The sequence below is a fragment of the Micromonospora sp. DT43 genome, from assembly GCF_049841645.1.
In the GTDB taxonomy this organism is placed as follows: domain Bacteria; phylum Actinomycetota; class Actinomycetes; order Mycobacteriales; family Micromonosporaceae; genus Micromonospora.
The window spans coordinates 327,949-353,918 of sequence record NZ_JBNCKR010000002.1; the positions used below are offsets into that span (position 1 = coordinate 327,949).

The 25,970-nt window shown below is 72.3% G+C and carries 19 protein-coding genes and 1 pseudogene; 9 read left to right on the top strand and 11 right to left on the bottom strand.

What is annotated here, in order from left to right:
• Positions 1–9 precede the first annotated feature (9 nt).
• Positions 10–1,134 (bottom strand): NAD-dependent epimerase/dehydratase family protein, encoded by a 1,125-nt coding sequence (locus tag ACLQ26_RS05635; protein WP_425743400.1) that lies wholly within the window; start codon positions 1,132–1,134, stop codon positions 10–12.
• Complete coding sequence (locus tag ACLQ26_RS05640) at positions 1,128–2,168, bottom strand: polysaccharide biosynthesis protein (RefSeq protein ID WP_425743401.1); 1,041 nt, start codon at positions 2,166–2,168, stop codon at positions 1,128–1,130. The genes ACLQ26_RS05635 and ACLQ26_RS05640 overlap by 7 nt, the downstream gene beginning before the upstream one ends.
• Positions 2,169–2,575: 407 nt before the next feature.
• Between ACLQ26_RS05640 and ACLQ26_RS05645 the strand changes: the two genes are divergently transcribed.
• On the top strand, positions 2,576–3,922 hold the full coding sequence (locus tag ACLQ26_RS05645; protein ID WP_425743402.1) for an O-antigen ligase family protein: 1,347 nt from the start codon (positions 2,576–2,578) through the stop codon (positions 3,920–3,922).
• Between the two features lie 21 nt (positions 3,923–3,943).
• On the opposite strand, the gene ACLQ26_RS05650 is transcribed toward ACLQ26_RS05645, so the two are convergent.
• From ACLQ26_RS05650 to ACLQ26_RS05660, 3 genes are read right to left on the bottom strand one after another with little or no spacing between them, the layout of a single operon-like run.
• Positions 3,944–5,335, bottom strand: coding sequence for a glycosyltransferase (locus ACLQ26_RS05650; RefSeq protein ID WP_425743403.1), 1,392 nt, complete (start codon positions 5,333–5,335; stop codon positions 3,944–3,946).
• A gap of 13 nt (positions 5,336–5,348) precedes the next feature.
• Positions 5,349–6,752 (bottom strand): lipopolysaccharide biosynthesis protein, encoded by a 1,404-nt coding sequence (locus ACLQ26_RS05655; protein WP_425743404.1) that lies wholly within the window; start codon positions 6,750–6,752, stop codon positions 5,349–5,351.
• Between the two features lie 8 nt (positions 6,753–6,760).
• Entirely contained in the window at positions 6,761–7,696 is a 936-nt protein-coding gene (locus ACLQ26_RS05660; RefSeq protein WP_425743779.1) for an NAD-dependent epimerase/dehydratase family protein, read from the bottom strand.
• Between the two features lie 216 nt (positions 7,697–7,912).
• On the opposite strand from ACLQ26_RS05660, the gene ACLQ26_RS05665 reads away from it, so the two are divergent.
• A complete protein-coding gene (locus ACLQ26_RS05665; protein ID WP_425743405.1) occupies positions 7,913–9,148 on the top strand; it encodes a glycosyltransferase family 4 protein in 1,236 nt (411 codons plus the stop codon).
• A gap of 85 nt (positions 9,149–9,233) precedes the next feature.
• Here ACLQ26_RS05665 and ACLQ26_RS05670 read toward each other — a convergent pair whose 3' ends face one another.
• The gene (locus tag ACLQ26_RS05670) at positions 9,234–10,514 is read right to left on the bottom strand and encodes a glycosyltransferase (RefSeq protein ID WP_425743406.1); all 1,281 of its coding nucleotides are present in this window, start codon (positions 10,512–10,514) and stop codon (positions 9,234–9,236) included.
• Complete coding sequence (locus tag ACLQ26_RS05675; protein WP_425743407.1) at positions 10,511–11,614, bottom strand: glycosyltransferase family 4 protein; 1,104 nt, start codon at positions 11,612–11,614, stop codon at positions 10,511–10,513. Before ACLQ26_RS05675 ends, ACLQ26_RS05670 begins: the two co-directional genes overlap by 4 nt.
• 854 nt (positions 11,615–12,468) lie before the next feature.
• On the opposite strand from ACLQ26_RS05675, the pseudogene ACLQ26_RS05680 reads away from it, so the two are divergent.
• A pseudogene (locus ACLQ26_RS05680) lies at positions 12,469–13,011 on the top strand (glycosyltransferase); the annotation flags it as partial.
• Between the two features lie 20 nt (positions 13,012–13,031).
• On the opposite strand, the gene ACLQ26_RS05685 reads toward ACLQ26_RS05680, so the two are convergent.
• Positions 13,032–13,730 (bottom strand): acyltransferase, encoded by a 699-nt coding sequence (locus ACLQ26_RS05685; protein ID WP_425743408.1) that lies wholly within the window; start codon positions 13,728–13,730, stop codon positions 13,032–13,034.
• Positions 13,730–14,326, bottom strand: a complete 597-nt coding sequence (locus ACLQ26_RS05690; protein WP_363687645.1) for an acyltransferase — start codon at positions 14,324–14,326, stop codon at positions 13,730–13,732. Before ACLQ26_RS05690 ends, ACLQ26_RS05685 begins: the two co-directional genes overlap by 1 nt.
• 145 nt (positions 14,327–14,471) lie before the next feature.
• Between ACLQ26_RS05690 and ACLQ26_RS05695 the strand changes: the two genes are divergently transcribed.
• The 6 genes from ACLQ26_RS05695 (at position 14,472) to ACLQ26_RS05720 (ending at position 23,086) form a co-directional block, all read left to right on the top strand.
• Positions 14,472–15,512, top strand: coding sequence for a hypothetical protein (locus ACLQ26_RS05695; RefSeq protein ID WP_425743409.1), 1,041 nt, complete (start codon positions 14,472–14,474; stop codon positions 15,510–15,512).
• Positions 15,513–15,670: 158 nt separating this feature from the next.
• Positions 15,671–16,867, top strand: coding sequence for a DegT/DnrJ/EryC1/StrS family aminotransferase (locus ACLQ26_RS05700; RefSeq protein ID WP_425743780.1), 1,197 nt, complete (start codon positions 15,671–15,673; stop codon positions 16,865–16,867).
• Between the two features lie 229 nt (positions 16,868–17,096).
• Complete coding sequence (locus tag ACLQ26_RS05705; protein WP_425743410.1) at positions 17,097–18,971, top strand: polysaccharide biosynthesis protein; 1,875 nt, start codon at positions 17,097–17,099, stop codon at positions 18,969–18,971.
• A gap of 205 nt (positions 18,972–19,176) precedes the next feature.
• Positions 19,177–20,514 carry a lipopolysaccharide biosynthesis protein gene (locus tag ACLQ26_RS05710; protein WP_425743411.1) on the top strand — a complete coding sequence of 446 codons (1,338 nt, stop codon included), beginning with the start codon at positions 19,177–19,179 and terminating at the stop codon, positions 20,512–20,514.
• Positions 20,511–21,893, top strand: a complete 1,383-nt coding sequence (locus ACLQ26_RS05715) for a glycosyltransferase (RefSeq protein WP_425743412.1) — start codon at positions 20,511–20,513, stop codon at positions 21,891–21,893. The genes ACLQ26_RS05710 and ACLQ26_RS05715 overlap by 4 nt, the downstream gene beginning before the upstream one ends.
• Positions 21,890–23,086, top strand: a complete 1,197-nt coding sequence (locus ACLQ26_RS05720) for a glycosyltransferase family protein (RefSeq protein WP_425743413.1) — start codon at positions 21,890–21,892, stop codon at positions 23,084–23,086. The genes ACLQ26_RS05715 and ACLQ26_RS05720 overlap by 4 nt, the downstream gene beginning before the upstream one ends.
• Here the strand turns inward: ACLQ26_RS05720 and ACLQ26_RS05725 are convergent.
• The gene (locus tag ACLQ26_RS05725) at positions 23,035–24,354 is read right to left on the bottom strand and encodes a hypothetical protein (RefSeq protein ID WP_425743414.1); all 1,320 of its coding nucleotides are present in this window, start codon (positions 24,352–24,354) and stop codon (positions 23,035–23,037) included. The two genes, ACLQ26_RS05720 and ACLQ26_RS05725, sit on opposite strands and share 52 nt — an antisense overlap.
• A gap of 328 nt (positions 24,355–24,682) precedes the next feature.
• On the bottom strand, positions 24,683–25,855 hold the full coding sequence (locus tag ACLQ26_RS05730) for an O-antigen ligase family protein (RefSeq protein WP_425743415.1): 1,173 nt from the start codon (positions 25,853–25,855) through the stop codon (positions 24,683–24,685).
• Positions 25,856–25,970: the final 115 nt, after the last annotated feature.

The following is a 25,970-nucleotide window of genomic DNA, read 5'->3' on the forward strand; positions in this document are numbered from 1 at the left end:
GCCTGTCGCTCACCGGACGCCGGCTGGCACGCGGTGCTCGCCGCCGACCGGCTCCGGCCAGGTGTCCGGTCGCTGCGGGTCGAACAGCTCGTTGGTCCAGAAGAGGGTGAGCAGCTCGTCCGGGCCGGTGTTGGTGATGTTGTGCGCCCACATGGTCGGCATGTCGATGACGACCGGTTCGTCGCCGCTGACCGGGAACCGGAGGACATCGGTGTCGCCGACGCGGCGCAGGCTGATCTCGGCGCTGCCGCGCAGCACCACGAACCGTTCCACCTTGGCCAGGTGGAAGTGCTCACCGCGGGTGACGCCGGGGAGGGTCGTCGAGCAGAACGTCTGCCCCGCTCCCCCGTGGGTCTTGACCGTCTCGACAAGCGCGCCACGGGCGTCGGCCCGGCGGGGCAGGGCGAGCGGATAGTGCGCCGGGAAGCAGTGCGACCGGTACGTGTTGAACAGCCGTACGTCGTGCCTGTCACGCAGCGGCGGGATCTCGCCGGTGCGGTAGATGTCGGCGTACGAGGTGAGCTGGTCGGCGAGATCGCGGACCCCGATGCGCAGCGCCGGCATTCCCGGGTCCCAGGAGCCGCCCGCCGCCACTGTGGCCAGTCGGGCCGCCGCGTCGGTGACGTGCACCAGGTCCATCTCCCGATCGGTGTGCACCTCGGGCCGGCCGCCCTCGGCGAGCACCCGGCAGAAGGTGGCGACCGCCGAGTTGTACCAGGGGCGGCCGTGTTCGCCGTACAGGTTGGGCAGTAGCACGTCGTCCAGGGCCACGCCGGTTTCGGCGAGGATGCCGGCGGCGGTGGCCTTGGCGTCGCCGTACGGGGTGCCGTTGCCGGCCTGGACCGAATTGGCGAAGACCACTCCGGCCGGCGGTTGCGGGCAGGCCCGCAGGCCGTCGGCGAGTTGGGCGGCGAGCTGAACGTTGCCGGCCGCCACGTCGGCGGGCTCGCCGCGGTTGACTCCGGCCAGGTGCAGCACCCGGTCCACCCCGGCGATCCTGCGGGCGACCACCGCCGGGTCGGCCAGGTCGGCGCGGGTGAGCACGGTCGGCTCGGGCCAGCCGAGCGCGTGCAGCAGGACGCGCACGTGCCAGCCGAGGAAACCGCCGCCGCCGGTGAGGGCGAGCCTCAGCACGCCAACACCGGATCGCGCAGCGCCAGCTCCGCCCGGACCTCCGGCAGCGCGCGGAGCAGCTCCACCACCTCGGGTACGCCGAGCCGGGTGGCGTTTGCCGAGTTGAAGTCCTCGCGGGGGGTGTCGCCCAGGTCGCCCTCGGAGACGTAGAGCGCGTAGTTGAGGTCCCGGGCGTCAAGCGGCACCCGGAAGAAGTCGCCGAAGTCCTCGGCCTGGGCCAACTCCTCGCGACTCGCCAGGGTCTCGTGCCATTTCTCGCTGTGCCGTACACCTATCACGTCCAGCTTGAACGGCACGTCGAAGAGCTGGCAGACCGCCTCGGCGAGGTCGCTGATGGTGCAGGCGGCGGCCTTGCGGATGAACACGTCGCCGGGACGGGCGTGGTGGAACGCGTGCTCGACCAGGTCGACCGAGTCGGCCAGCGACATGAGGAAGCGGGTCATCGCGGGTTCGGTGACGGTGGGCGCGCGGCCGGCCTTGATCTGCTCGATGAACAGCGGGATCACCGAGCCGCGGGAGTACATCACGTTGCCGTACCGGACGCAGGAGACGGTGGTGGCGCTGTTCGGGTTGTTCCGGGCGTACGCCTGGGCGACCTTCTCCATCAGCGCCTTGCTCATGCCCATGGCGTTCACCGGGTAGACGGCCTTGTCGGTGCTGAGGACGACCACCGAGCTGACCCCGTTGTACGCGGCGGCCTCGACCACGTTGCCGCTGCCGAGGATGTTTGTGCGTACCGCTTCGAGGGGGAAGAACTCGCAGGAGGGCACCTGCTTGAGCGCCGCCGCGTGGAAGACGAAGTCGACGCCCCGGGTGGCGCGCACCACGGTGTCGACGTCGCGGACGTCGCCGATGTGGTAGCGCACCCGCTCGTCGCCTATCGACCGTCGCATGGCGTCCTGCTTGGCCTCGTCCCGGCTGAGGATCCGCACCTCGGCGACGTCACGGTCGAGCAACCGCCGGGCCATGGTCTGTCCAAAGGATCCGGTCCCGCCGGTGATCAGCACCCGGCGACCCGCGGTCATCACGCTCATTGGTTCTCCCGTTCGTCATCCGACGGGCGGCTTCCACCCGCCACCCCCGGGCGGAGCACGACGCGCCACGTTCCGGGGCACCGGCCTCCGGCGGTCAGGTTCGACTCCGCGACGGATTCGGCACCCGGGTCAACGAGTGCTCTGAGGAGCAGATACGCGTTCAGTGGCAAAGGGGTGCAATTACCCATCAGAGCCATAAAGACCATACGCTTATGCGATGAATTGACCTCTTCGTGGCCCGTTACCTGATAGAAACGGTCCCGTGCCGCTGCCCGGCCCTGGCCGCCGCGGACCGTTCCCGGGTCCGCCGCCAGGAGGGGTGGCACCCGGTCGTTCCAGAGAAGGAGTCCCATGCCGCGCGGTCACCTCTCCGGCCCGATGCGGGACCCTGAGTCGGAGCGTGGCCGATGAGCGCGGCGCCGACGGAGAGCGGGCCCACCACCGGCCCCCGCTACCGCGCCACCACCGAACCGCTGGCGCCGGCCATCGGTCGACGCCGCCGGGCGGCGGATGCCCGCCCCGCATCCCCACCATCCCCACCTGCCGGCAGCCTGCCCGCCGTCCTGGCCCTGTGCGTGGTCGCCTTCCTGGCGGCCCGCCCGCCGTGGTGGTCGTTCAACTACGGCGCGCTCCTCGCGGTCCTCGCGATCGTGCTGACCGGCCGACTGCCCAGGTTGCGCCCTCTCGACGTCGCCGCGCTGCTCACCGGCGGCTGGGCCGCCGCCAGCCTGCTCTGGAGCAGCCGGACCGACCTCACCGGCCCCGCCGCCTACCGCTACATCTCGGTAGGCGTGTTGTTCGTGGCCTGCCGGCACGTCGTGCGGGGACGGCGGGACCTGCTGCTGGTCGGCTGGACGTTCCTCGGCGGATGCGCGGTGGTGGCCGTCGAGGTGGCGACCGGCGCCCGGTCCCAGGGGCAGGTGCTGCTCTTCGCCGAGCGGTACGGCGTCGCCGGCAAGGAGGTGAACGTCACCGCGTACACCCTGGCCGCCGGGGTGGTGCTGGCCCTGGTGCTCGCCGCGGCCGGCGCGCACCGGCCGCTGCTGCGCCTGGCCCCACTGGCGTTGATCGTCCTGCTCGGGTACGCCGTGCTGCTCACCGGTTCGCGGGGGGCCGCCATCGGCGTCGGGTTCGGTCTCGTCGTCGCGCTCGCCACCCGGATCGCGCCCCGACTGACAGCGGTCACCCTGGCCGGCTTCGCCGCCGCGCTTGTCGCGCTGGTGCCGTTCGGGCTGGCGCCGAGGGCCGAGCTGCTCTGGCTCGACGGCCTCTACGGACGGCCCACCGGCGACATCTCCGGCCGCCTGTCGATCTGGCCGTACGCGCTGTCGACCTGGTCCGAGTCGCCGCTGGCCGGCTCCGGGGCGGGCGTGTTCATCGGCACCAACCCCTTCGAGATCGGCCCGCACAACCTACTGCTCACCGTCGGCAACGATCTGGGTCTGGTCGGCGTCGCACTCTACTTCGCGACGATGGCCGGGGCGCTCGTCGGCACCGCCCGCACGGGCCGGGCCGGGCTCCTGACCGCCTGCGCGTGCGTCGGGGTCATGCTGCCGATCTGGCTGACCGGCCAGTGGGAGACGTCGCTCGCCTTCTGGCTGGTGCTCGCGCTTGTCACAGTCCTGCCGGGGATCTGGGGCCCGCGACGTCACGCGGGCATCGTCGCGCGGCACGCCCGCAGCCGTCGCCGACGCCCGAGCACCGTCGCGCCGATCGTCACGGTCGGCGGGCGGACGGTGGCGACCAGCCGGTAGCACCGCCGGCGGGACGGGTCCTCAACCGACGTCCGACCCCTCCAACGCGGCAGCCCGCCCGGGTCGGGGCGTCACCGCCGCGCCAGCCGGTCGACCCGCCGCCTCCCGCAGCACCTGGGCGAAGCGGGCCGCCACCCGGTCGGTGCGGTGATGACGCTCCGCGTACGCCAGCCCTCGCCGGCCCAGACGGGCCCGCAACTCCGCGTCGGCGCAGAGCGGGCCGAGCGCTTCGGCGAGGGCGGCCGGGTCGTCGTGTCCGACCACCGCACCGGCGTCGGCCGCCGCCAGGTGCGCCATCGACGCCACCTCGGCCGGGCCGAACCCGAGTACGGGACGGCCGGCCGCGAGGTACTGCGGGATCTTGGTGGAGAGCGAGTAGCGGGTGTACCTGCGGTGCTCGGCGGCGAACGACTCGACGTGCACCAGCACGTCGGCCCGGCGCAGCACCCCGGAGACCTCCCCGCTGGCCAGCGACCGGCCCAGGTGGACGGCGGGCATCCCGGCGAACGCGCCACCGTAGCGGCCGACGTCGACGGCCGGGGCGTGCACGGTCAGCCGCGCCGGCGTGCCCCGGGCGGCCAGCCGGCCGACCGCCGCACCGACCTGGCGCAGCGACCGCCACCGGTCCAGGTGCAGCCCACCGACGTAGACCAGCTCGACGGGGGTCCCCGCCGGCCGATCCGGCGCGGGCTGACGGGGATCAGCGAAGTCGGCGGCGTCGACACAGTTGCCGAAGGCGGCGAACGGCAACCCGTAGCGGCGTGCGAACTCCCGCGCCATCGCCTCGCTGATCCCCATCCCGTACGACGAGTGCCGCAGAACGTCGCGGAGCCCGGCGCGGACGGCGAGCCGGGGCAGACCCAGCACCTGGCCACCCGTGTAGAGCGTCGTGGGCCAGTCGTCCATAAAGTGCGGGACCAGCGGCACCCGGCACTCCTGCGCGACGGCGACCGCGAGGCGCATCATCCGGATGCTTCCCAGCGTCGTGTAGACCACGTCCGGCCGTTGGTCACGCAGCCACCGACGGACGTCCGGAGGAACGCGGACCGGGCTGAGGTCGACGAAGGCCCGCAGCTGGGTACGCAGGTGGACACGCAGCGCACCCGGCGCCGGAACCTGGGCCACGGCGACCGTTCCACCTGCCGGGCTGGGCGTACCCACCACGTCGACAGGTGCCTTCAGGACGGTCCGCAGCGGCCGGCGGACGCGTTCCCACTGCCGGAACAGGTGGTACTCCACAGGCGCGTTGCGCGGCGCGAACCGGGCGAACGCGCCGACGGCGTCCGGGCCCGGGGCGCGGTCCTCGGCGTAGAGCTGCGCGAGCCGGTCCGCCGGCCAGCCGGTGAACAGGTTCGACAGGGTGATGCCGGTGCCGGTGGAGCGGTCGAACACGGCCGCGCTCACCACGAGCACGCGGGGATGGTCGTCAGCGTGCACTGTCCACCAGTTCCTCCTCGACGGCCGGGCCGCGGTGGCGCCGCAGCGTCCGGCGATATCCGTACAGCGCCGCCGGCGCGACGGTAAGCGCGTACCCGACGGCGCCCACCCAGGGCACGGCGGCAACGCCGAGCCGGTCGGCGGCGAACCACTTGCCGAGCACCGACAGCACCAGGAACGCTCCCCAACCGCACAACTGCGGGACGAGGACGCCTCCGGCGTTCTGCACCATGAACCGGGGCGAGAGCGCCGACTGCAACAGCCACCAGACGCCCAGGCCGGCGAGCAGCCACCGGTCGCCGCCCATCGGCACCGGCAGCCAGGCGGCGAACAGCCGGTCGCCGACGGCCACCACCGCCACCGCGGGCAGGCCGGCGGCGAGCACGGACAGCACTGTCATCCGCCGCGTGGTCCGCCGCACCCAGTCCACCTGCCCCTGTGCCAGGGCCTCGCCGTTGGCCGGCCAGAGCGGCACGTTGACCAGGACGACGAGCTGGCCGAGCTGGGACAGCAGCTTGGCCGGCACCACGTAGCCGGCCACCGCGGAGAGGCCGAGCGCATGCGCGATGATCAGCGTGTCGGCGTTGGTGGCGAACGAGATGACCACGGTGAGCACGAAGAACAGCCCGCTGAGTCGGGTCAGCTCCACCGCGGTGTCGAGACGCACGGCGCCGGGCGCGGGCCGGATCCGCGGCTCCTGCCGGCCGAAGAACCACAGCGTGTTGAGCAGGTTGACAAGCAGCGGCGTGGCGACCGAGACGGCCACCACCAGGATCGGCGACCAGCCGGCCCGGACCACGCCGAGCACCGCGCCGAGCGCGGCCAGGCTGCCGGTGGTCTGCCAGACGTTGCTCCGGCCGACCTGCTGGTAGGCGTACTGGACCCGGGCGATCAGGCTGAGCGGAACGTTCAGCGCGAACGCGGTGAGACAGATCAGCGAGATCATCCGGGTCTGCTCCGGGGTGACCTGACCTGTCACGTTGAACAGCGCCGACCACGGCACCGCGCCGGAGCAGGTCCAGAGCAGACCGGTGAGGACGAGCGCGAGCACCGACAGGGTCAGGTAGGCGCTGGAGACGTAGCGACGAGCCTGGACGGTGTCGCCGTGGGCGTAGCAGGGGGCCAGCTTGGTCATCAGCCCGCTGCCCAGCCCCAGATCGGCGAAGGCCGCCATGCCAGCCAGCGCGGCGACAGCCATCCACAGGCCGTACAGGTCGTTGCCGAAGTAGGGCAGCGTCACCGGCACCAGCACGATCGGCACGACGAGCCCGGCCAACCGGCTCAGCAGCGCGGTGGCCACTCCGGAGAGCAGTCGGCGGCCACGGTCGGGGCGGCGGCGGTGTGCCCCCGGTGGACGGGTGCGCCGGGTCCGCTCGGCGACCCCGGACGACATCGGCGTCCCTACTGACCCGCGAGCACGTGATCGGACATCCAGGCCACCGTGCGTTCGAGGCCGGCGCGCAGCGGCACCGGGCGTACGGCGGGGAAGAGCGTCCCCAGGCGGGCACAGTCGGCCTGGGAGTCCCGCACGTCGCCCACGCGCGGCGGCTCGTGCACCACCGACAACGGCCGACCCAGGATGTCCTCCAGCTCGGCCACCAGGTCGAGCAGCGACACCCGCACGCCGAAGGCCAGGTTGACCACGTCCGTGGTGGATACCCGGCGCACGATGGCGTCGACGATCACCGAGGTGACGCTGCCGACGAAGGTGAAGTCGCGGGTCTGCAGGCCGTCGCCGTGCACCCGCAGCGGCTCGCCGGCGAGCGCGGCGGTGACGAAGCGCGGCAGCACCGCGGCGTACGTGTGGTGGGCGGCCTGCCGTGGGCCGAAGACGTTGAAGAAGCGGAACGGCAGCACCGGCAGGTCGTAGCAGGCCGCGTAGGCGACCGCGTACGCCTCGGCGGCCAGCTTGGACACCGCGTACGGCGAGACCGGTATGGGCCGCAGCCCCTCCTGCCGGGGCAGTACCGGATTGGTGCCGTAGACCGACGAGGAGGACGAGAGGATCAGCTGGCCCACGTGGTGGCGGCGGGCCGCCTCCAGCACCATCAGCGTCCCGGTGGCGTTGGCGTGGTGGCTGGGCAGCGGCCGGTCGATGGAGCGCGGCACCGACCCGAGGGCGGCCAGGTGCACGACGCTGGACGCGCCCGCGAACGCCTCGTCGAGCAGATCCGGGTCGAGCACGGTGCCCCGGTGCAGCCGGACCGGCTGGCCGTCCAGGTTGTCGAGCAGGCCGGTGGAGAGGTCGTCCACGACCACGATCTCGGTCACCTGTGGGGTCTCGGCGAGCGCCCGCACCAGGTTGGCGCCGATGAAGCCGGCGCCCCCGGTCACCACTACTCTCAACGATCTCCCCGTTTCGGCTCGGCTGGCGAGCCGCCCGGCGGCGCGATGCCCGCCCGGCGGCACGGTGGCGGTGACCGCGACGGCCCACCAGTGTGACAACGAGCCCTGTTCCCGCAAGTCACGCAAAACGGACCTCGTGTCGCGTGTCTTTCGTCGCCGTCCGTCCGTTGTGTGCCCCGGGTGGCCGAGTCGACGGGAGAGCCGGGCATGCGAATCGGACTGATCAGTCAGTGGTATCCGCCGGAGAGCACGTTCGTGCCCGGTCAACTGGCCACGGAGCTGGCCCGACGCGGCCACGACGTCCGGGTGCTGACCACCTTTCCGAGCCTGCCGCTGGGGCGTACCTATCCCGGCTGGCGGCAGCGGTGGAACCATCGGGCCTCCGACCGGGGTGTGACCGTACGCCGGGTGCCGGCGTACCCGAGTCACGACCGGTCCGGTCTGCGCCGGGCGGCGAGCTATCTCTCGTTCGCGGCCACCAGCACCGTTGCCGCCCCACGACACCTGCGCGGCGTCGACGCGCTGTACGTCTACCACCCGCCGCCCACCTCGTACGCCGCCGCCGGCCTGCTGAGCCTGCTGCGGGGCGTACCGACAGTGCTGCACGTGCAGGACCTGTGGCCGGAGTCGGTGACGACGTCCGGGATGGCGCCGAGCGGGGTGGCCGGCCGGGCGCTGGACCGCCTGCTCACCGCCACCATGCGCCGGATCTACCACTCCTGCGCGGGCATCGCGGTGATCGCGCCGGCGATGGCGGAACAGGTGGTCGAGCGGGGCGTGGACCCGGGTGCGGTGCGTACCGTGTTCAACTGGACCGACGAGGCGCTGTTCCGGCCGGTGCCCGGCACCGACGCGGCCCGCCGGGCGATCGGCCACCGCGGCAGGACCACTGTGATGTTCGCCGGCAATCTGGGCCTGTTGCAGGGCGTCGACGTGGCGATCCGCGCGGCGGCGGCCGTGCCGGACGCGGTGGACCTGGTCTTCGTCGGCACCGGGCTGGGCGCGGAGCAGGCCCGGCAGCTCGCCGACGAACTGGGCGCGGAAAACGTCCGGTTCCTCGGCCGCCGTCCGGCTGCCGAGATGGCCGAGCTGTACGCCGCCGCCGACTACCAGTTGGTCATGCTGCGTGATCTGCCGTGGTTGCGCGGGACGGTTCCGTCGAAGTTGCAGGCCGCACTGGCCTGCGGTGTGCCGGTGCTGATGTCGGCCGACGGCGACGCCGCCAGCCTGGTCAGCGCCGGCGGGGCGGGTCTGGTCTGCCCGCCGGACGACTGGCGGGCGCTTGCCGACCAGTTCGTCGCCGCGGCCGAGGTGCCGCGCGAGCAGCGGGCGGTGATGGGCAGTCGGGGTCGCCAGCTCTACCTGGACCGGATGTCGTTGCGGGTCGGCGTGGACCAGATCGAGGATCTGCTCGGCAAGGCCGCCGCCAGCGGGCGGGGCTGACCCCGCTGACGTCCGAGCCCTCCGGGCACGCCTCGCGGCCTGGGCGGCCGCGACGACCCAATGGCCCGTCGGTGCCGATGAGCAGTCAGTCCGGCCGCTGCGGGAGCGTCGCACCGACGACGGCCGGAGCGCCACGCTGCTCGGTCAGCCCGGTCTGCCCGGTCAACCCGGCGAGGAAGTCGCGCATCCGGCGACCCTGGGCTGCCGGACTGCGGGTCTCCCGCACGAAACGGGCCCCGCCCGCGCCCAGCGCCCGCGCCTGCGCCACCGGCAGGTCCAGCACCCGGCCGATCGCCGCGCGCAGACCGTCGGCGGTGTCCGGCTCGGCGTACGACAGCCAGGGCGCGTACGCGGGCGGGATGCCGGGCAGTCGGGTGCTCACCACAGGCACGCCCGCGGCGAGATACTCGATGATCTTCGACGGGAACGACCAGCGGACGAAGTCCTGGTTCACGGGGCGCGGATTCACCAGCACGGCGGCGCGACGCAACCGGGGCAGCAGCTCCGCCCGGGGCAGCAGCTCGGGCGGCACGATGCGCCGGTCCACGGCCGCCTGCTCACGCAGCCACCCGGCCAGCTCGCCCCGCCCGTACAGGCACAGCCGCAGGTCGTCCCCGGGCAGGCCGCGGAACGCCTCGACGAGCCGGTCGACGCCGTACGCGCGACTGAGTCCGCCGGCGTAGACGATGTCCCGTGTCGACCCGGCGCTCGCGGGCTGGTCGTCGGCGGCGGCCGGCTCGGCCCAGATGCCCTCCAGCACCAGCCGGGGACGGCCCGGGGCGAAGTCGTCGGCGAGCGCGGGGGTCAGGGCGATCACCCCGGAACAGCGGGCGAGGGCGGCCCGGACCAGCGCGACGTCGAGCCCGCGCAGCAGCCGGACCAGGCGGCCGTCGGTGGGGAGCGCGACGCCGGGCGGGTCGGTGAGCACCGGCACGACCCGGACGCCGCGCCGTCGGGCCCGCAGCACGCCGAACCACAGGAAGGGCGAGTGCACCCCGTGTACCAGCAGCACCTCGGCGTCCCGGTCGCGCAGCGCCCGGCTCCCGGTGCGCCAGGCGGCCACGAAGCGGGTCAGGTGCTTGAGACCGAGCAGGTTGACGAACGCCAGCAGTTGACCGTCCACCTCGTCCTGCCGGAAGTGGCCGGCCCGGAAACGGACCTGCCGGTTGCCGGGCCAGGCGGACACCGGCGCCGCCGAGAGCAGGTGCACCGGACAGTCGGCGGCCCGCAGAGCGCGGACCAGACCCCAGGCGAAGGTGTGGGTCTGCGTGGGCATGATGGTGTCGCGGGCGATGATCTCGGCGAGCACGTCGTCGGGCACGGTGAAGCCCAGGAACGTGACGCGCGGGCCGCGCGGCGGCGTCACGCCCGTTCCCCGAGCACCCGCTGGTAGACGCGGTCGAGAGCGCCCAGCATGACGTCGAGGCTGTAGCCCTCGGCGACCACCTTGCGACCCAACTCCCCCAGGTGCGCGCGTTCGCCGGGGTCGTCGAGCAGCGGGGCCAGCGCGGCGGCGAGGGCGTCCGGGTCGCCCGGTGGCACCAGCCGGCCACCGCCGGAGCGCAGCACCTCCACGTTGCCGCCCACCGCCGACGCGACCACCGGCAGCCCGTGCGCCATTGCCTCCAACAACGCGTTGGAGAGGTTCTCGTGCAGGGTCGGGAAGACGAAGAGGTCCGCCGCGTCGAGCAGGTCGGGCACGTCGAGCCGGTTGCCGAGCAGGCGTACCTCCACCTCGCCGGCGTGGGCCAGCGCGGCGGACACCCCGGCGCGGTCGGGTCCGTCGCCCGCGACCAGCAGCACCCGACGCGCGGCCGTCGACTGCCTGCCGGCGGTGGACGGCGGCAGGCGCCGCAGCGCGTCGGCGAGGACGCCGAAGCCCTTCTCCCAGGTCAACCGGGACACCGCGATCATTGCCACGTCGTCGGGCCGCAGCCCCAGGTCGGCGCGCACACGGTCACGGGCCACGCGCGGGTGCGCCGGCAGCGGTACCCCGTTGGGGATCACTCCGACGAACTTCGGGCCCAGGCGGCGCAGGAAGTCCCGACCGGCGGCGTACTCGCAGACCGCGCCGACGTGGCTGGCCAGCCGAAGCGTCGCGGGTTCGGCCCCGTGCACGAGCGCGCGGCGCTTCCAGGCGGGACCGGGCTGACGCAGGTCGCGGACGGTCCCGTGCACGGTGACCAGGACACGGGGACAGCCGGCGAGCCGGGCGGCGAGGACGCCGTGGAAACCCTCGTTCTGCAGCCCCCGCACGTGCACCACTGCGGGTCGCACCCGGCGCAGCAGGCGCACCCACTCCCGCAGCAGCGACACGTTCAGGCCGCCGTTGCCTGCGTGCTGGTGCATCCGGACGAACTCGTACCGCTCGGCGAGGGGCGAGGAGAGCACCCGCTGCACGGCGGTCAGCGGACCGTTGGTGCCCGGCGTTCCGGCCGAGTGCTGCACGACCACCGGCCGCGTCACGGCTCGACTCCGCGCGACGACGGAGGGCATCGGTGCTCGGGCGCGGTGCGACGCTGCATGGCCTCTCATTCCGACGGCGGCTCGACGGCGGACCGACTCGGCCCGCTCACCGCACATGTACGGCAACTGCGGCGCGCCGTGCGAGGTGACGGCACGCGGAGCACGGAGCACCGCCTAGACTAAAGGGTTATAACGGCCAATTGACCTGAGCTCTCCCAAGGGGGACGACAGTGGGCGAGCCCACCACCATCGCGGGCTCCGTTCGCGCTTCGCGTCCCGCCGCGACGCCGCACGTGCTGGCGCTTGCCGCCTACCGGTTTCCGCACGGCGACGCCCTGTCCAACCGTCTGCTGCACCTCGCCCGGTCCGCCACCCCGGCGGGCGGCGTGACAGTGGTGGTCAACGACTGGCCACAGGACGGATCGCGCCCACCTGTCGCGCCACCCCTGCCGCCCGGCGTACGGCTGATCGAGCTGCACCGTCGCGTGGTCGGCGGCGGGGTGCCGGGCCGCTGGCTGCACCGCCGCCTGTGGCCCCTGCGGGTGCTGGCCGCGCTGCGTCGCGCGGGCGTCCGCCCGGACGAGTTGGCCGGCGTGTACCTCCCGGCCGGCCTGTTCACCCTGACCACCTGGGTGGCGCTGCGGGCGACGGTGCGCTGCCCGGTGACTGTGGACGTCCTGGAACGGCACGACCGGGCGCAGTTTCCCCGGGGGTGGCTGACGCCGTACTTCGTCCGACACCGGTGGGCGTCCTTTCTGGCCGGACGACTGGCGGACCGGATCATCGCCATCTCCGAGACGCTGGGGCGGCGCTTCGTCGACAGTGGTCGCCCGACGCTCGTGGTGCCGCCGCAGGTGGACTGCGCCGACTACACCGACCCCGCGCCGCCCCCGCTCGCCGGTGGTCTGCGGCTGCTCTACGCCGGATCGGCCGGACCCAAGGACCAGTTGGCCGTGGTGCTGGAGGGCGTCCGCCGCCTCGCGCCCGACGACCGGAGCCGGGTGCGCCTGGCGATCGCGGGGATCAGCCGGGAACAGGCGGGCCGCCTCTCCGACCTGGACGACGCCGGACTCCGCGACCTCGACGACCAGGTGACCTTCCTGGGCTGGGTTCCTCGTGACGAGATCCTCGCCGAGTTGCGCCGGGCGCACTTCTCGGTCCTGGTCCGACCCCCGGCCGGGTACGCGCAGGCGGGCTTCCCGTCCAAGGTGCCGGAGAGTCTGGCCGCCGGCTGCCCGGTGCTGCTCAACCACACAAGTGACCTGCGGCGCTACGTCGTGGACGGCCGCGAGGGGATCGTGCTGGCCGGCTGCGGGGCGGATGACGTCCGGGACGGAATCGAGCGGGCGCTGCGGCTCGACGACAGGGCCTGGGCGGCGATGAGCCGCGCGGCCCGCGAGCGGGCCCACTGTTTCGACTACCGGGCCTGGACGCCTGTCGTCAGCGACTTCGTCACCGGCGCCGGGTTCGGGGCGGGCGTCGGCAGGTCGGCCAGAGCCGCCAGCTCGGTGGTGGACAGTCGGCGGTCCACCGGGTAGAGCTGCCGCTCGTGGGCCTGGATGGTCGCCACCGGCCAGCGCAGGCGGATCACCCGGGCCGGGTTGCCGGCGGCCACCGCGTACGGCGGCACCGAGCGCGTGACGACCGCGCCCGCGCCGATCACCGCCCCGCGGCCGATGGTCACGCCGTGCAGGATCACCGCCCGGGTGCCCACCCAGACGTCGTCGCCGATTGACACACCCCGGTCCTGGGTGTCGTCGCCGGGCACCTTGTCGACCGCGATCATCGGCACGCCGACCTGGTCGATGCGGTGGTTGCCGCCCCGGATGGTCACCTCGGGGCCGAACATGACGTTGTCGCCGATCCGGATCCTGGACCGGGCCGCCATCAGGACCGGCCGCCAGCCGAGATCCACGTTGTGCCCGACCTCGATCGTCTCGCAGGTGTAGACCCCGTCGGGGTCGACTGTGAAGTTGTCGCCCCGAGCAGCGAACCGCCGGGCCAGAGCGAGACCTCGGACGGCACGGCGGGCCCGCGAGGTCGTGCGCAGGAGGCGGTCCAACGCCCCGATCACCGGGCCGAGAAGGGCACCCGGCCGCCCCGCCGCCACCCGCATCAGACGCCCGCCTGGCCGGCGCCGGCCTGTTCCGGGACTCCGTAGATCCGGCGGATCACGGCGGCCTTCTCGCCCGCCGGCAGGTGACCACAGCCCAGCGACCGGGCCCGCAACCGCTCGAGATAGTCGTCCACGGTGCGGATGACGCGGGCCGGCACCCCGGCCGCGACGCTGTTGTCCGGGATGTCGCGGGTCACCACCGAGCCGGCGCCGACGACGCACCGGTTGCCGATCGTCACACCGGCGAGGATGGTCGTGCGTACGCCGAGGTAGACGTCGTCGCCGACGCGGATCGGCGCCGTCCACTCCAGGTCGGGCACCTCCTTACGGAGGATCAGCGTGCCGCCGTCGTGGGTGATGAACTGGACGCCGGCCGTGACATAGACGTTGTCGCCGAGCGAGACGAGCCACGGCTCGGAGCCGAACATCGCCCGGTCGACACCGTAGAACCGGACCCGCCCCCGCAGGTCGACCCCGAGGGACCGGGCGAAGCCCTCCGGATCCCGTGCGGCGGCCAAACGGTCGCGCAGTGCCACCCGTACGCCCCGCAGCGCACCGAGCATTCCGCCCTCGATTCCTAGGGTTCCACCGGTCAACTGCGCATCCACGGTAAGGCAGACAAACCGACCGATCGAGCAATATCCTCAAAGTGGCCTATTTATCGATGCGACCCGAATTTATTACACCTTTTGTGCTGGTTTGGGGCCACCGCGCCCGACCGCCGCAGGCAGAGAGCACGAGATGACCAGAATCCTGATCCTGACCGACTACCGGGGCACGTTCTACTCCACGGCCCGGAGCCGGCACGGCCTGTGCACGATGGACGTGGACAAGATCGCCGGGTACCTCGCCGACGCGGGCCTCGATCCCGACGTCGTCCGGTTCTCCGACCTGGACCTGAGTGCGGATCTGCGGGGGGTGCCGGTGCTCTACACCTCGTCCGAGGACCGCGGGCTGCACTACAAGAGCTGGATCGAGGATCTGGTGCTGGCCCTGGAGACCGCCGGAGCGCGGGTCATCCCGGGCTACCGCTACCTGCGCGCCCACCACAACAAGGCGATGATGGAGGCTCTGCGCGCGCAGCTCTTCCCCGAGGACGCCCGCCTCCTGGGCACCCGTACCTTCGGCACCTACGAGGAACTCGCGGCGACGGAGCTGGCCGGGCCGTGGCCGAAGGTGCTCAAGTCGGCGTACGGCGCCGGCTCGCAGTTCGTGGCGCGCGCCGCGGACCGGCGCGAGCTGCTGCGCACCGCACGCACCCTCAGCGAGACCTCCGACCGGGGCGAGGCCGTTCGTGAGCACGGCCGGCGACTGTTGCGCCGCGATCACCATCCCCGCTCCCTGCACCGGCAGAAGTTCCTGGTGCAGGCGCTGATCCCGGGGCTGGCCGGAGACTTCAAGGTGCTCCGGATGGGCGCGCGCTACTACACGCTGTACCGCCGCAACCGACCCGGCGACTTCCGCGCCAGCGGCAGCGGCGACTTCGACTTCCAGGACCTGGCGGGCGTCGACCGCGATGGGCTGCTCGACTACGCGGAGCGGGTCTCCGCCACTCTCGGCACCCCACTCGCCTCGTTGGACATCGGCCACGACGGTGAGCGCTTCCACCTGCTCGAGTTCCAGTGCCTGCACTTCGGCACGGTCACCGCCGAGGAGTCGACCGGCTACCACCTCCGGGTGGGTGACGCCTGGCAGCACGTCGAGGAGGAGTGCGACATCGAGGCGGTGTTCTGCGCGGCGATCGTGGGGCATCTGCGGCAATTGGCGCAACGGCCCCGATAGGCGCCGGCCCGGACCGATCCGGCCGTGTCCAACGCGAGGGTTTGGGGGTTTATCAGGCGGATGCCGACCGAGTGCGAAGATTTTGGGGTTTCTGTGCCTCCAGGTCCCGCCCGACGTCGGCACGCACTGCCCACCGTCGCGGAGGTCGGAACATGCCGATGCCTGGTCGTCTCGCGGACGCGGCCGATTCCCCGCCGCGCCCACACGCCGGTGACACCGTGTACCTGTCGCCGCCCGACATCGGGCCGCTGGAGGAGTCGTACCTGATCGCCGCCCTGCGCTCGGGCTGGGTGGCACCGGTCGGCCCGGACCTGGCGGCGTTCGAACACGACGTCGCGACCCGGGTCGGCACCGGCGGGGCCGTCGCCGTGAACTCCGGAACGGCGGCTCTGCACCTGGCCCTGCTCGGTGTGGGAGTCGGCCCCGCCGACGTGGTCATCGTGCCCACCCTCACCTTCGTCGCCACCGCGAACGCGGCCCGGTACATCGGCGCGCGTCCGGTCTTCGTCGACTGCGATCCGCGTACCGGCAATGTGGACGTCGACCTCGCCGCCGACCTGATCCGAGCGCTGCGGGCCCGCGGCGAGCGGATCGGCGCGATGGTCGGAGTGGACATGTTCGGCAGCTGCGCCGACTACAGCGCCCTGCTCCCTTTGTGCGTGGAAACCGGCGTGCCCCTCGTGGAGGATGCCGCCGAGGCCCTCGGGGCCAGCCACGGCGGGCGGCCCGCCGGCTCCTTCGGTCGCGTCGGCGTGCTGTCGTTCAACGGCAACAAGATCATGACCACCTCCGGTGGTGGAATGCTGGTGTCCGACGACGCCGTGCTGCTGGCCCGCGCTCGGCACCTCGCCACCCAGGCCCGCGAACCGGCGCGGCACTACGAGCACCACGAGACCGGCTACAACTACCGACTCAGCAACCTGCTCGCGGCACTCGGACGCGCCCAGCTCCTCCGGCTGGACCAGATGATCGCCCGACGCCGTCACCTGCGCGACAGGTACGCCAAGCTCTTCGCGCCGGTGCCCGGTGTGCGGCTGGTCGGAGCCGAGGACGTCGAGTCCAACTGCTGGCTGACAGTCATCGCCGTCGAGCCCCAGCGGTGCGGTTGGCGGGCCGACGACCTCGCGATCCACCTGGCGGAACGGAACATCGAGACCCGGCCGGTGTGGAAGCCGATGCACCTGCAGCCAATGCACGCGGGCGCGGAGAGCCTGCTCACCGGCGCCGCCGAGCGTCTCTTCACCGACGGGCTCACCCTGCCCAGCGGGAGCGCCCTCACCGAACCGCAGGTCGCCCGGGTCTTCGCGGCGATCGACGAGTTCCTGACCGCCCGGACAGGCCCCTCCCCGTCGTGAACGACGGGTCCGGCCTGGTCCACCACGGGGTCCACCCTCGAAGGGTGGCCGATCAGGTGACGGGGGACCGGCGTACCGGCTCGCGGAGGGCGGCAGTAGCCGGATATTCCGCCATCCTGCGGCAAATACCCCAAAAACCTAGACAATCGATGTGACGGGGACATAGGCCGCATATCGCCTTCGACCGAGCGGCGGAAGCCGGCCGGGGGGACGGACAGGAAGCGAGCACATGCCGCAGGAAACAGAGCACACGGAACGCGCGGACCGGCGGACTCGACGGGCCAGGGCACGCCGCGGCACCGCGGCCCTCCTCGCCACCGACACCACCGCCTGGGTCTGCGGTTTCGTCGCGGCGGTGTGGACCCGATTCGAGTTCCACTTCCCGCCCGGTCAACCGACCCGGGCCGCGGCGATAGGCGTGCTCGCGGCCGTCGTGCACCTGGGAGTCGCGTCCGTGCGACGCCTCCACTCCGGACGGCACCCGCTGGGCAGCCTGCAGGAAGCCCAGGGCGTCGCCGGCAGCGCCGTCCTGGCGGCCGCCATCGTGCTGCTCGGCCTACTCCCCTCCGGCGAGCGACCGGTGCCGGCGAGCACCCCGTTGGTCGGCGGCGCACTCGCGCTGCTCCTGATGCTCGGCGCCCGGTTCGCGTACCGCCATCGTCGGGACCTCTCGATGCGACCGGACGTCCGGTCGTCGACGCCTGTGCTGTTGTTCGGGATGGGCGACGCCGGGCAGGAACTGCTGCGGGCCATGCTCGGCGATCCACGGGGGAGCTACCTGCCGGTGGGCGCTCTCGACGACGATCCCGACAAGCGCGACCTGCGTATCCGAGGGGTCCGGGTGCTCGGCGGACGGCAGGACGTGCGCTCGGCGCTGCGGCGTACCGGGGCGGGTGCGGTCATCTTCTCGGTGGCCAACGCCGACGCCGCGCTGATCCGCGAGATCCGGGAGGCCGCCCTCGCCGCCGGCGCGGTGTTCAAGGTGCTGCCCCCCGTGCGGGACCTTGTCGACCACCGGATCAGCGTCACCGACGTCCGGGACGTGCAGATCGGCGACCTGCTTGGCCGCCACCAGGTCATCGGCGACCTGCCGTTACGCACGAACAGCCTGACCGGACGCCGGATCCTGGTCACCGGCGCCGGCGGGTCGATCGGCTCGGAACTCTGCCGTCAGGTGCTGAAGGCCGACCCGGGTGAGCTGATGATGCTGGACCGGGACGAGTCGGCCCTGCACGGTCTGCAGATGTCGCTCGCCGGACGGGCGCTGCTGGACGGTCCCGAACTGATCCTCGCCGACCTGCGTGACGACGAGGGGATCCGACGCATCATCCGCGAGCGTCGCCCGGAGATCATCCTGCACGCGGCGGCGCTCAAGCACCTGACCCTGTTGCAGCGGCACCCCGGCGAGGCGGTGAAGACGAACATCTGGGGCACCCTCTCGGTGCTGGACGCCTGCCGGGACGTGGCCAAGTTCGTCAATATCTCCACCGACAAGGCCGCCAACCCGATAAGCGTGCTCGGATACTCGAAGCGGATCACCGAGCAACTGACCGCGCACGCCGCGTCCCGGTTTCCGGGCACCTTCCTCAGCGTCCGGTTCGGCAACGTGTTGAGCAGTCGCGGGTCGGTGGTGACGGCGTTCCAGCGGCAGATCGAGGGCTCCCTGCCGTTGACAGTCACCCACCCCGAGGTCACCCGCTACCTGATGACCGTCCAGGAGGCCGTCCACCTCGTCCTGCAGGCAGCCGAGATCGGCCGGGACGGGGAGGCGCTGGTGCTGGACATGGGCGCGCCCGTCCGCATCGCCGACCTGGCCCGACAGATGGCCGAGCAGGCGTCCAGTCAGGTGCCGATCGTCTACACCGGCCTACGCCCCGGAGAGAAGCTGCACGAGGATCTCTTCGGCGCCGGTGAGACCGACACCCGGCCGTTGCACCCGCTGGTGTCCCATGTGGGGGTGCCAGCGCTCGACCCGAGCGAGGTGAGCGGTCTCGACCCGTACGACGACGAGGCGAAGCTCATCGAGCACCTCGCGCTGCTCTGCGCCCGGCCGGTCGGCCCGACGGTTGACGGTCCGGTGGGCGTACCGCTGCAGTCGCGGTGATCCAGCCCGCACCCAAAGGTCCTCGCCGGCAGTTATGCCGGTGAGGAAGCCCAGCGTGAGGCCGCGCAGCGGCATCCGTATCGCCAGGCGCGTCCCTCCGCCGCGGATCGATTGGACCGAAGGATTGCGGGCCCCCGACAGCAGGTTCGAGCGGCAGCCACAGCCGGACGCCGTGGCAGCGGGGCCCGGTCGGACCGTCCAGACGGTGGAGCCGCCGGCGCCGAGCGCCCCCGCTCCCCCGACCCCGCGTCGCGGTCGCCGGCTGCTGTCCTGGATCGCCACCGCGGCGCTGAGTCGAGCGGTGAGCGCCGTCGTGCCGCTCTTCCTCCTCCCCGTGACGCTGTCGTACCTCGGCACCGACCTGTACGGCCTCTGGGCCGCGGTCCTGGCCGTCACCGGGATGGTCGCCTTCGCCGACCTGGGTGTCGGCCTCGGCCTCATGACCAGGCTCGCGCCCTGCCGGGTGGACGGTGACTGGGCGACGGCCCGGCGCTACGTCTCCAGCGCCTACGCGGCGGTCTGCGGCGTGGCGCTGCCGACGTGTGGCCTGCTGTGGCTGGTCGGCGGGTTCGTGCCGTGGCCGGCGCTGTTCAACGCCACCGGGGCGGCGGCCGACGACGCGCACCTCGTCGCCCTGGTCTGCCTGACGGCCTTCCTGCTGAACATTCCGCTGTCGCTCGTCGCCCGGGTGCAGTACGCGTACCAGCAGGTGGCCGTCAGCAACATCTGGCAGGCGGCCGCGAGCGCGCTCTCGTTGCCACTCGCGCTCGGCGCGGTGTTCGCGAAGCTGCCCCCCATCGCTGTCATCGCCAGCATCGCCATCTCCCCGTTGCTGGTCAACATCGCCAACACGGTGTGGACGTTCGGCTGGCGGCTGCCCCGTCTGGCGCCGCGCCCGAGGTTCGTCGACCGTCGGGGCATTCGTGACCTGTTCGGCCTGGGCGGTCTGTTCTTCCTGGTGACACTGGTGATGGTCCTGGCGGACAACGCGGACCCCCTGCTCATCGCGCACGTGCTGGGGCTGGCGAGCGTCACCGCGTACGCCGTGCCGGCCCGACTGTTCACCCAGCTCGGCGCGCTCGTGACGCTCGTCAACCAGCCGCTGTGGCCGATGCACGGCGAAGCCCTGGCGCGCGGCGACCTCGACTGGGTCCGCCGGACCGTGCGACGGATGACGATCGTGTCCACGCTCGTCGCGGTGGTGCCGTCGACCCTGCTGGTGGTGTTCGGCGAGGCGTTCTTCGCCGCCTGGCTGCCCATCGAGATCGGAAACCGGGCGCTCCTGCTGGGCCTCGCCTGCTGGTGGATCGTGCTGGCCGCGATCTCCCCGCGCTTCATGGTGCAGAACGCGGCAGGGGTCGTACGCCCCCAACTGTGGGGCTACCTGCTGTACCTGCCGCTCTCCGTCCTCGGGAAGCTGCTCGGCCTGCACTGGCTGGGCGTCTGGGCCGCGCCGTACATCGCCGTCGTCATCTACAGCCTGACCGTCGTCCCGGCCGCCATCTACGGCTACCGGCGCGCACTGACCACGCGGACCACATGAGAGAGGTGGACGTACCGATGCTTGTGGACGATGAATTTCCCCGGGTGCTGGTGGTGAGCCACACGCCCTTCAGCCGCGTCAGCGGTACCGCCATGACCCTGTCGAATCTCTTCTCCGGTTGGCCCAGGGACCGCCTCGGGCAGGTGTACACCGGGAACATCACGCCGTCGACGGAGGTGTGCGAGAACTACTTCCACTTCCCACCACGGGACCACTACCTGCCCGTCCAGTACTACTCGATGCGGATGCTGGGGTGGAACGGCCACACCCCGCTGCAACAGAGCCGGCCGATCGCCGCCGTCCACGCGGCGGCGGAGAACCGTCCCACGGTGGCCAGGGTCTACGCGCAACTGCGCGCGAGCGCCGACCTCAGCCCGATCCGTGTTCCCCCGGCGCTGATCCGGTGGATGCGTGACTTCCGGCCCGACGTCGTCTACTCCATGCTGGGCAGCGTCCGGCTCACGAGGATCACCGCCCTCGCGGCGCGGACCTGCGACGTCCCGGTGGTGCCGCACTTCACCGACGACTGGCCGGCGACGCTGCACGCCAACGGCGAGCTGTTCGGTCGGGCCACCCGCAGCGTCCAGGAGACGACGGCACGGTTGATCCGCCTGGCGCCGCTCGGCATGGTGATCAGCCAGCCGATGGCCGACGAGTACGCCCGGCGGTACGGGATCCCGTTCAGCCCCTTCGTGAACTGCGTCGACGAGAGCTTCTTCGCCGCGCCCCGCACCGACCGCGACGGGCAGCGCGGCGTCGAGCTGGTCTACGTCGGCGCCCTGCACCTCAACCGCTGGGAGTCGCTACGCGACATCGGCGCCGCGCTTGACGACGTCGCGCAGGCCGGCCCACCCGTCCGACTGACCATCCACGCCCCGGAGAGGGACCTCGCCCAGTACGGACGGCACTTCGCCGACCTGCGGCGGGTACGGCTGGGGCCCTCGCTGACAAGCGAGGAGGTGCCCGCGGCGCTGCGGTCGGCGGACGTCCTCGTGCACATCGAGTCCTTCGACGAGGAGATCCGCCGCTACACCCGTTACTCGGTGTCGACGAAGATCCCCCAGTACCTCGCCTCGGGGCGTCCCATCCTCGGCTACGGTCCCGCCGAGGTGGCGTCGATGGATCACATCCGGCAGGCAGGCGCAGGCGTGATCGTCGGGACGAACGACAGGGCCAGCCTGGTGCGCGACCTCGCGACCCTCTGCGGCGACGCGGGGCTGCGGGAGCGGCTGGCCCGCAACGGGGTCGAGTTCGCCCGGCGGGAACATGCCGGGGAGAACGTGGCCGCACGGTTCGCCGCCACGTTGCGCGCGGCCGCGCGAGCCGGCTCCGTCACCGGCGACCACCTGACCCCGAGGCGCGGCGGGGTACGGCGATGAGACGTACCCGATGGGTCGCCTGTGTGGGTCCGTTCCTGTTCCCGTGGGGCGAGGCGGGATCGCGGCGGGTGCACGGCCTGGTGGCGTCGTTGGCCGCCGCCGGCTACGACGTGGTGGTGGCCGGCGGGGGGCCGGAGCCGCGTGTGAGCACGCCGCTGCCGGGCGTCGACGGCCCGGGTTCGGTGTCGCACATCGGCCTGGCGGAGCGGCCACCGCCGACGGCCGGACCGGTGGGCAGCTCGATCCAGACCCTTGTGCGCTGGGGTCAACGAACGGTCCGCTGGCTCGACGCCCAGCCGACCAGGCCGTCGCACGTGCTGGTGCACGGCGGTCAGGCCCAGTACATGTTCCACCTCCAGCGGTGGTGCCGCCGGCACCGCGTGCCGCTGATCGTCGACGTCGTGGACTGGTTCAACGGCCGGCACGTGCGCGGCGGCTACCTCGGCCCGCTGCACGTGAGCATGAAGCTGGCCCTGCACCACTACTACCCGCGCTGCGACGGCGTCATCGTGATCAGCTCCTACCTTGAGGACCACTACCGCCGTACCGGTCGCCCGCTGCTGCGGGTGCCGCCCACCCTGGACGTGAAGGGCCTGACGCTTGACGCCCGGCAGACGGCTGCGGGGGGCTCGTCCCCCCTCACGCTCGCGTACGCGGGCAACCCGCACGGGAACAAGAAGGATCTCCTGGGCACCGTCATCGAGGCGGTGGGTCGGGTCCAGCGCGACGGCGCGCGCGTCGAGCTGCGCATCTACGGCCCGACAGTCGACGAGGTACGCGGTCTCGTCGAGGGCCGAGCGTTGCCCGAGGGCGTACGGTGCCTGGGTCGACTGCCACAGGCGGAGGTGGCGAGCGCCCTGCAGGCGGCGGACTTCACAGTCCTCGTCCGTCGCCCGGACCGGGCCACGAACGCGGGCTTCTCGACGAAGTTCTGCGAGAGTCTGGCCAGCGGCACCCCCGTGATCGCCAACCTCACCAGCGACATGGGCAGGTACCTGCGCCCCGACCTGGAGGGCCTGGTGTGCCGGGACCACACGCTGGCCGGGGTCACCGAGGCGTTCCGCGCCGCCACCCGGCTGAGCGACGCGCAGCGGAGCCTGATGCGCCAGGCCGCACGCAGCCAGGCGCTCGAATCGTTCGACTACCGGGCGTACGCGGAGTCTCTCGGCCGGTTCTTCCGACGCTGGGACTGACGCCCACCGGCGGACGACTGCAGCGCGGAGAGCACGAGGAGCGTGGCCATCCCGACGATGGACTCCGGTGCCATGCCGAGCTGGTTGTTCGCCGGCACGTAGACGATGAGGATGCAGAGCTGCGCGAAGATCAGCGTCGGGACCACCCGTCGGGTGGACACCGCCGCGCGCCACGAACCGGCGAAGAGCCATCCGACCAGTCCCATGAACAACGCCGCTCCCGGGAAGGTGAGGTCGGAGGCGAGCCAGGGATAGATGGTGGCCCAGTACATGCGCGCGGGCCACCCCTTCTCGTGCTGGGTGCGATCGGGGTACGTCGGGTGTTCGGTCAGGTCCACCCCGAAGGACTGCTCGGCGAAGAGCGCGGCGGACGGCGCGCTACCGAGACCGTGCGACCACTCGAAGGGCACCTGGAGGTTGTAGGACAGTCCGAGGTAGCCGTGCGTCGGATAGCCGATCATGGCCGCGAGGCCCACGGCCGCCGGTTCACCCATGGCACGCTCCACCTCGGGATTCACCCGCACCACCTCACCCGTGGTGCCGAACTCGGTGGCCCGCGTCGCGTGACTGAAGGCCATGTAGGTGGCCAGGAGCGCGAACGCCCCGCCGAGCAGCATGAGCGCCCGGCGACGTCGCGAGCGGGCCCGCCGCCGGTGCCGGGTGGACGCCCGCGCGACAAGCATCCCCGCCGCCAACATGATGACGACGTCGCCGAGGCCCTTCATGGTGCCGATGAAGAGGTAGAACGCCAGGTGCATGGTCGTACCGACGATGGCGGCGAGTCGCAACCAGCCGGGCAGGCTCGACCAGTGCACCACCAGCAGCGGTACGAGGGCCACGCTGAGAATGCCGAGCGGAAGCAGCACTGTCATCCACGGGCCCGTGCTCGCGACGCCCTGTTGGTAGACGTCGAACTTGTTCACGTAGCCGGTGGCGGGCGCCTCGATGCTCGCCCACACGCTCTGCGGGCCGGTGGCGCCGAACTGGACCAGCCGCGTCAGGCTGACGACGACGTAGTACACGGCGCTGGCCAGGACCAGTCGACGCACCTGTCGGATGCGGTGGGTCGAGTGCGACGCGACCGCCACCACCGGGACGCGACGCGCCATCTGCGCCACGTATCCACAGGCGAAGAGCGCGGTCGCCGCGAGCACGAAGGCGCAGAGCCGGTCGGGGTTCTCGACCTGACGGGCCAGCCTCGTCAACCAGAACGCGCCGAACGTGCCGAGCATCCACGTCAGCGCCAGCGCCAACGGCAGCCACGTCACCGTTCGAGGTCGCGGCGTCGCCGGGTCCGGCAGGGAGGGCCGGTGTCCACGGCGGTCGACAGGCGGCGATGGCGAGAGCGGCCGACCGTCGACGCTTCCGGTGGGCGGGCGGTGTCGGCCACGGCTGATGCCGTCGAGGGCGGTCACCGAGGCCCGTTCCCGGCCGAACGTCCGACCCTGGGTGGTCGCGAGTCGACCCGGACAGGATTCCGAGCTTGCACTCGCCGACCCTCCACTCGTACGGCTGTCAGTAGCCACTGAACGAGCAAACGACCGTGCACGTACCGGGGTGATGGCCCGCCGCGGTGGGAGACGGCGCCGTCGGCCATCAGACGGGGACTCGGGCGCCGATCCGGTGCGGCGGAGAGGTCGTCGGCCGACCGGAATTTGTCCCGCGACGACCGGCGACCTGGACCGGGAGCAGCGACAGCAGGGCGAGTACCAGCCATGGCCCCCGCTCGAACTCCCACACTCCGGTCAGCCAGATCGGAAATCCGCCCACCAGGAACAGCCCGGCGACACGGAGTCCGACCGGACACTGCGCCGCCCGCGTGGCGAGCACCGAGCCGAACAGGGCGGCGACGCCCAGCAACCCCACCAGGCCCAGGTCCACGGCGACGGCGAGGACGGCGTTGTGCGGGCGGATTCCCAGCGGGTTCCAGATGTCGAAGATTCCCGCGCCGTCGCCGAACCAGAGGGCGTCCCACCAGTAGGACGACGCGTACCGCCACATCTCGATGCGACTCAGCACGTCGCCTGTCGCCGCCGACCCGATGACGCCGTCCGCCCAGCTCAGGGCGCTCTGACCCAGACCGAGCGGCACCGCCACCAGCAGCGTGGGCACCACCGCCGCGGCGGACACCCACATCGCGCGCGGATTGAACTCGCTCAGCAGCGCGTACACCACCACGAGCAGCAGGGCGACCAGGGCCCCCTTGGTCCTGTTCAGGAAGACCCCGCACGCCAGCACCGGCAACGCGGCGGTCAGCGCGACGGTGACGAGCCGCGACTGACCACGGATCTTCAACAGGCCCAGTGCCAGGACGAACGCGGTGACGCTCGAGTAGGCCGTGAAGTTGATGTTGGTGCCCTCGATGCCGAAGCGCACGGCCATGTCCATCGCGCTGGCCTGTCCGCCGGCCCCGCGCGCCTCGATGATCAGGCGCCACGCGGCGATCGCGCACCCGACGATGTACGAGCCCCCGACCGCGAGCAGGTGCCTCGGGGTCGTGGCGACGTGGCGTACCGCGACGAAGAGAAGACAGGCCGAGGTGTACGCGAGGGCCACACTCCGCGTCTGTGCGACATCGCTGGACCAGACGACAGTCAGCTGCGCCCAGCACGCCACCGCGACAGCCAGCACATCGGGCAGCCGGGGGCGGGGAACCCGGCAGCGGAGAAGGATCGCGGCGGCCGAGGCCTGCGCGACGATCAGCCAGGCGTTCGCCGACGACGCCTGGAAGGCCGCGACGCACAGCAGCCCGACGGCGACGGTCGTCATCCGTGTCCGCCAGCCCGCCCGCCCGCTCCCGGCCACGGTCACCGCGGCCCCGGCTCGGGGCACGCCGCCGAGACCGACTCGGGGCACGCTGCCGACGCCAGCTCGGGGCGGCGCT